Annotated in this window: 5 protein-coding genes; all 5 read left to right on the top strand. The window is 63.1% G+C overall.

The genetic code is table 11. The features are described from left to right. The first annotated feature begins 103 nt into the window (after positions 1 to 103). A complete protein-coding gene (locus AC5DC2_RS18590; RefSeq protein WP_491699543.1) occupies positions 104 to 919 on the top strand; it encodes a creatininase family protein in 816 nt (271 codons plus the stop codon). A 4-nt stretch (positions 920 to 923) separates the two neighbouring features. Beyond that, complete coding sequence (locus tag AC5DC2_RS18585; protein WP_491699542.1) at positions 924 to 2,534, top strand: CocE/NonD family hydrolase; 1,611 nt, start codon at positions 924 to 926, stop codon at positions 2,532 to 2,534. Further along, on the top strand, positions 2,524 to 3,549 hold the full coding sequence (locus AC5DC2_RS18580) for an ABC transporter ATP-binding protein (protein ID WP_491699541.1): 1,026 nt from the start codon (positions 2,524 to 2,526) through the stop codon (positions 3,547 to 3,549). Before AC5DC2_RS18585 ends, AC5DC2_RS18580 begins: the two co-directional genes overlap by 11 nt. A gap of 30 nt (positions 3,550 to 3,579) precedes the next feature. Beyond that, positions 3,580 to 4,632 carry an ABC transporter substrate-binding protein gene (locus tag AC5DC2_RS18575; RefSeq protein ID WP_024706625.1) on the top strand — a complete coding sequence of 351 codons (1,053 nt, stop codon included), beginning with the start codon at positions 3,580 to 3,582 and terminating at the stop codon, positions 4,630 to 4,632. After that, a partial coding sequence (locus tag AC5DC2_RS18570; protein WP_491699540.1) for an ABC transporter permease occupies positions 4,629 to 5,528 on the top strand: 900 nt, incomplete at its 3' end. The genes AC5DC2_RS18575 and AC5DC2_RS18570, both read left to right, overlap by 4 nt.

Below are 5,528 nucleotides of genomic sequence, written 5' to 3'. Positions count from 1 at the left end.
ATCTAAACTGCATAAAACTTAGTCCGGTTGGTTGCCGTGCCGAGCCGTGTTGCTCGCGCCGCCGGCGAAGCCTTGTCCGGACGCTGGATGGAAGGAAGACCAAATGCCGCTCAAATCGCACTGGTGGTGGGATCACACGACCAAGGACTTTACCGACATGGACATGTCGGAATTCGTCGCGATCCTGCCGGTGGCCGCCGTCGAGCAGCACGGTCCGCATCTTCCCGTTCGCGTCGACAGCGCCATCAATGCCGGCATCATCAGCCGCGCCGTGGAAATCATGCCGGACGACATGAAGGTGCTGGTCCTGCCGATGCAGGCGGTCGGCAAATCGGTCGAGCATCTGGAATATCCCGGCACGCTGACGCTGTCCTACGAGACGCTGGCCCGCCTCTGGTTCGAGATCGGCGAGAGCGTGGCGCGGGCCGGCTGCAGGAAGATCATCTTCGCCAATTCCCATGGCGGCCAGCCGCAGGTGATGGAGATCGTGTGCCGCGAGCTGAGGATCAAATGCGGCATGTTCGCCGTCTCCTCCTGGGTCTCCGCCGGCGCCAGCCAGGCTGATCTCTACAGCGAGCACGAGCTGAAACACGGCATTCACGGCGGTGAATCCGAAACCTCGACCATGCTGCATCTGCATCCAGACCTGGTCGACATGCAATATGCCGAGGATTTCCAGCCCATGTCCGTCGAGATGGAGCGCGGCAATCAGGTGCTGACGGCGGAAGGGCGGATCGGCTTCGGCTGGCAGACCCAGGATCTCCACCCTTCGGGCGCCTGCGGCAATGCGGCTGCCGCCGACGCCGAGCGTGGCAGGATCCATGTCGAGCGCTCCGCTCAGAGCCTCGTAGCGCTTGCAGAAGAGGTTCTCGCCTTCCCGATGGAACGGCTCACCCAGAAGACCATGTTCAAGGACTGATCGCTTGCTGGCACGAAACCCGACATCTGCCGTTTCAAAGCGCGTCGAGCACCTCACCCTGAAAGACGGTGTGGCGCTGGCGGCGGATGTCTATCGCCCGGCGAGCGAGGGGGATTGGCCGGTTCTTCTGATGCGCCAGCCCTATGGCAAGGCGATCGCCTCCACCGTCGTCCTCGCCCACCCTTCCTGGTATGCCCGCCACGGCTATCTCGTGGTGGTGCAGGACGTGCGCGGCATGGGCGCCTCGGAAGGCGATTTCGATTGCCTGCGCCAGGAATTGAGCGATGGCGCGGAAACGGTCGACTGGGCGCGGGGGCTTGAGGGGGCCAACGGCAAGATCGGGCTCTACGGCTTTTCCTATCAGGCGATCACGCAATATCTGGCGCTTGCCGGCGGCGGACGAGTGGATGCCATGGCGCCGGCCATGGGATCCTTCGCGCCGGAGAAGGACTGGGCCTATGAGGGCGGGGCGCCGCGTTATGCCGGCATGGTCGGCTGGGCGCTGCAGATGGCGTTGCTGAAGGCTGCCCATGACGGTGATCGCGAGACCCATGCCGAACTTTCCGCCCTCAAGGGCCTTCCGGAGACAGCCCGCTACCTCACCGAACGTCCGGCGCTTTCGCACCTGAAGCGCTGGATCGACAATCTCGAAAGCGACTGGGATCAGGTCTCGCCTAAGCGCTTGCTCAAGGATCACGCGCTGGATATCCCGGTGCTGCACACCGGCGGCTGGTACGACTTCATGTTGGAAGGCACGCTTGCCGCCGATCGGGCGTTTCGCAACGCCTCGCCGGAGACCGCGCATCTTGCCATCGGCCCATGGGCGCATATGCCGTGGAACGGCGCAAGCGGCCAATCGCGCATACCGGAAGCGGAGACCTATTCCGTCGACCGCGCCAATATCGCCTTCTTCGATTTCTATCTGAAGAACCGGGGCAATCCGCCGCCGGCTCTCACGCTGTTCGATATGGGGGAGCGTCGCTGGAGGACGTTCGACCACTGGCCGGAGACCCTGGAGAAACCGCTGGCGCTCGCTTCCGGCGGGCTTGCCGCGACGCTTGCGAATGACGGCCGGCTTGCGGATGTGGCCGGCGATGGCGAGGATGTGCTCGTCAGCGATCCCTTCCGTCCGGCGCCGCTTGTCGGCGGACATGTCGGCGAACCGGCGGGTTTCGTCGATCGGGCGGCGAGCGACGGCCGTTCAGACGTCGCCGTCTATACCACAGCGCCCTTTGCGCAGGACTTCATTCTTTGCGGGCCCGTCAGGGCTGACATCACCATATCGACGGAAGCACAGGTCTTCGATCTCGTTGCCACGCTCTCTCTGGTCCCCCCCACAGGAAGCGCAAACGTGATCCAGACCGGAATAACCCGGACAAAAGTGACGGGTGCGCCGGTGAGCGTCGGTCTCAGAGCGGCCTTTGTTACGGTGCCGGCGGGTTTCAGCCTCCGCCTGTCGCTGCAGGCCGCCGCCTGGCCCGCCTTTTCTCTCCATGCACAAGACCCGGCATCTGCCGATGGGATGAACGCTCAGCCGCTGACGCTGGCGATTTGCCACGCGGCCAGCCGTCTCGTGCTTTCCGTTCTGAATGAGGACACCGCAAATGGCGCCTAAGCCCTATCTCACCCTCGACAATGTTTCGGCGACCTATGGCGATACCACAGCCGTCTCGGGCCTGACGATCGAAGTGCCCAAGGGCGAGCTTCTGTCGCTGCTCGGCCCGTCTGGCTGCGGCAAGACGACGACGCTCAGGATGATCGCCGGTTTCGTCGAGCCGTCGGGCGGTCGCATCATCCTCAACGACAAGGACATCAGCCGCAAGCCGGTGCACAAGCGCAATATCGGCGTGGTGTTCCAGTCCTACGCGCTGTTTCCGCATCTGACCGTGATCGACAATGTCGGCTTCGGTCTTCGCATGCGCAACGCCTCGCGGGCCGAGTGGCGGGAGCGGGCGGGAAAGACGCTGGAAACTGTCGGCCTTAGCCCCTATGCCGATCGCTATCCGGGCCAGCTCTCCGGCGGCCAGCAGCAGCGCGTCGCCCTTGCCCGCGCGCTGGTGATCGAGCCGGATGTTCTGCTTCTGGATGAGCCGCTGTCGAACCTCGACGCCAATCTCAGGGCCGACATGCGCAACGAGATCCGCTCGCTGCAGCAGCGCCTCGGCATCACCACCATCTTCGTCACCCACGACCAGTCGGAAGCGCTTTCCATGTCGGACCGCGTGGCGGTGATGAGCAAGGGCGTGATGAGCGAGATCGGCACGCCGCTTGCCCTTTGCGATCACCCCAAGAGCCCGTTTACCGCGACCTTCCTCGGCCACCGCACGGTGATCGACGGCAAGGTGGAAAACGGCGTGTTTTCCGCCCCCGGCATCACCTGCGCCGGCGCGCCGCCAAAGGCCACCAAACTGGTGCTGCGCGCCTCGCGCCTGCGCTTCGGCGAAGAAAACTTCCCGCTTTCGGTCTCAGGAACGCTCGTCAATGCTGCCTATCTCGGCGAGACCTATGAGGCCGATATCCAGGCCGCCTGCGGCATGATCCGGCTTGTCGTCCCCTCCGACACGCCGCCGCCGCCGGTGGGAACGGCATGCCAGGTCACCGCCGAACCGGGCGGGACCACCTTTATCTGACAAAAACATAAAACCAGGAGAACAGCTGTCATGAACATCAAGAGACGTTCCTTCAACAAACTTATTCTGGGCGGGGCCGCCACGCTTGCCGCTCCCTATTCCTTCGTCCGGGCCCAGACGCCGGACCCGAAGCCCGGCGACGAGCTTGTCGTCGGCATCTGGGGCGGCACCCAGGAAAAGATCGTCAAGCAGTATATCGAGCCGGTTCTGGTCGACAAATACGGCTGCAAGATCTCTTACGTGCTGGGCGGCACCGTCGAGCGCCGCGCCCGCGCCTATGCAGAACGCGGCCGCCCGAGCTTCGACGTGCTCTATCTCAACATCTTCGAAAGCCGTCAGGCCGTGAAGGATGGCGTCACCCAGCCGGCGACCGACGCGGTCGAAAACGCGCAATATCTCTACCCGATCGCCAGGAAGGGCGGTTACGGCGTTGCCATTAACCCCTGCACCATCGTCTACAACAAGACCAAGGCGTCCGCGCCGATCACGTCCTGGAAGGACATGTGGAAGCCGGAATGGCAGGGCCGCATCGCATGGCCGAACGGCCTCGGCGCCGAAGGCATTTCCGCGCTGATGATGTCGACGCTTTCCTGGTTCGGCGACCAGACCAAAATGGCGCCGGAAGGTTTTGACAAGGTCAAGGAACTGAAGCCCTTTGCCGCTATCCAGGGCAGTCAGGCGCAGCTCTTCGACATGTTCGATCAGGATATCGCCGATCTGTCGGTCGAATTCGGCAGCTTCTGCGAGAAGTATATCGAGGAGCGGAACCCCGATTTCGCACTCGCCGATCCGGAAGAAGGCAAGGCGCTCGCCATGAACGTCGCCTGCATCACCGAGGGCACGCGGAACCAGAAGCTGGCGGAAGAGTGGGTCAACCTGCACCTGTCGCCGGAGGTCATGCTCGCCTATGCCAAGGAGATCTACTACTCGCCGACCGTCGACAATGTCGATATCCCGGCTGACCTGCAGAGCAAGCTGATCATGCCTGACCAGATTGATACGCTGGTCGACTTCGACTGGGATTACATCAATGCCAACCGCAACAAATGGCAGTCCATCTACGACCGGGAGATTGCCGGATGAGGAAATGGCTTGGGCCGGCGCTTTCAGCGCCGGTCACCATCTGGCTCCTGATCGCTTTTGCCGCACCGCTCGTCGCGGTGGTATTCCTGTCCCTGCATGAATATTCCGACCCGTTCGGACCGCTGATCCAGTCGCCCTCGCTGCAGCAGTTTATCGATATCGCCTCCGACAGTTTCTACTATCGGGTGGTGTTCGAGACGATCTGGCTGTCGGTCGCGGTCACCATCGCCTCGGCGCTGCTCGGCTATCCGGTGGCCTACTGGCTGGCGCGCATGCCGGGCAAATACCGCGCCTTTGCCTTTGCCATCGTTCTCATTCCGCTTTTGACCAATGTGGTCGTGCGCTCGCTCGGCATTATCCTGTTGCTGTCGCCGGAAGGGCTGATCAATATCGTCACCGGCTGGTTCGGCATTCCACCCGTCAAGACCATGCTGTTCAACCACGGCGCGGTGATCGTGGCGCTGACCCAGGTGTTCATGCCCTTCATGGTGCTGGCGCTCTACGACAATCTTCAGAACACCTCGCCGCGCGTGCACGAGGCGGCCCGAAGCCTCGGCGCCTCGCCCGCGATCCGCTTTCTGACGGTTGATCTGCCGCTGTCCCTGCCGGGGCTCAAGTCCGGCATGATCGTTGTCTTCCTGATGTCGTCGACCTCTTACGTCTCCGCCACCATGCTCGGCGGCAAGAAGGTCTGGACCACCGGCATGCTGGTGCTGCAGGAGGCCATGCACAATCTCAACACCTCGCTTGCCGCAGCGCTGGCGCTGGTGATGACGGTCACGGGCCTGCTTTTCGCCGTGCTGGCGACGCTTGCGCTCAACCGGCTGATGACCTGGCGCTATGGCGGCAGGAGCCGGCCGTTCGCGCTGGCGCGCTTTGTCGAGCCGGTCGTCAAT

This window comes from Martelella sp., from assembly GCF_984369615.1.
Note: the sequence above shows the minus strand (reverse complement) of the source record. Positions and strands in the feature narration are given on the sequence as shown.

What these genes read in the sequence shown, in the direction of transcription:
- AC5DC2_RS18590 (WP_491699543.1), top strand. Translation starts at nt 104, where the DNA reads ATGCCGCTCAAATCGCACTGGTGGTGGGATCACACGACCAAGGACTTT.
- AC5DC2_RS18580 (WP_491699541.1), top strand. Translation starts at nt 2,524, where the DNA reads ATGGCGCCTAAGCCCTATCTCACCCTCGACAATGTTTCGGCGACCTAT.
- AC5DC2_RS18575 (WP_024706625.1), top strand. Translation starts at nt 3,580, where the DNA reads ATGAACATCAAGAGACGTTCCTTCAACAAACTTATTCTGGGCGGGGCC.